Raw genomic sequence first — 1238 nt, forward strand, 5'->3', positions numbered from 1 at the left:
GCGCTGAGCAACGACGGCGCGGTGCTGTACGCCAACGACAACATCAAGCTGTCGGGCTACCAGTACTGCAGCCAGGCGGTGGCGCTGGCCGACAAGGGCGAGTTCCGCCAGAGCGTGCGCGCGGCCAGCAAGGCGCTGCATGTGGCGCAGGCCACCAACAACCCCGACCTTCAGGCCATGGCCAACCGCGACCTGGCCATCGTCTACAGCTACTCCGGCCAGCTCGACAAGGCCGAGGAATTCGCGCGCGAAGCGCTGCGCTACGAGGCCAAGGACCCCAAGCTCATCGTCGGCCCGGCGAACAAGGTGATCGGCGACGTGCAGACGCGCCGCGGCAACTATGCCGGCGCCGTGGCCAGCTACGAGACCGCGCTGGCCAACAGCTCCGAGCGCTATGCGCCGCTGGTGCAATCGTCGCTGGTCAACGCGCTGATCGAATCGGGCGACACCGCGCGTGCACGGCAATTGTTCGACCAACTCGCGCCGCCGGCCGAGCCCCAGCTCGCGGCCCAGCTCGAGCGCACCCGCGCGCGCCTGCTGCTGGCCGAGAAGAAGCCCGACGAAGCCGTGGCGCTGTACCGCCAGCTCACCACCCGTGCGGTGGGCACCGACTCGGGCTACTACCAGCTCTGGGCCTGGGACGGCGTGGCCCGCAGCGAACTGGCGCGCGGCGACAAGGCGGCCGCCTCCGTGGCGATGGGCAAGGCCCTGGCCAGCGTGGACGGCGTGCGCTCCAAGTTCCGCAGCGAGGAATTCAAGATGGGCCTGTTCTCCGACCTGCAGCAGGTGTTCGAGCGCGGCGTGAGCATCTACACCGATGTGGGCGATACGCGCGCGGCCTTCGAGGTGAGCGAGCGCAGCCGCTCGCGCGCCTTGCTCGACGCCGTGCGCGGCCGGGCCCGGGTCAGCGACGAGGCCACCGCCACCGCCGACCTGCCCACGCTGCAGCGCGCGCTCAAGCCCGATGAACGGGTGATCGAGTTCCACTCGCTGCCCGACCGGCTGCAGGTGTGGGTGGTGAGTTCTACCGAGATCAAGTCCTTCAGCGTGGCCGAGACGCGCGACGAGCTGAACGAACTGGTGGATGGTTTTAGGAACCAGGTGCTGCGCGCGCGCCGCACCACCGTCGTCAATGCCGAGAAGCTGGGCGCCGCGCTGCTCGGCCCGCTCGGGCTGCCGCCGGGCGTGCGGCTGATCATCGTGCCGCACGGGCCGCTGCACTACCTGCCGTTCCAGGC

Annotated in this window: 1 pseudogene; it reads left to right on the forward strand. The window is 70.0% G+C overall.

Annotation, left to right across the window (positions count from 1 at the left end):
• Positions 1–1238 (forward strand): annotated as a pseudogene (locus tag HCU76_RS36295) (tetratricopeptide repeat protein); the annotation flags it as partial.

This window comes from Variovorax sp. dw_308, assembly GCF_019207085.1.
In the GTDB taxonomy this organism is placed as follows: domain Bacteria; phylum Pseudomonadota; class Gammaproteobacteria; order Burkholderiales; family Burkholderiaceae_C; genus Variovorax.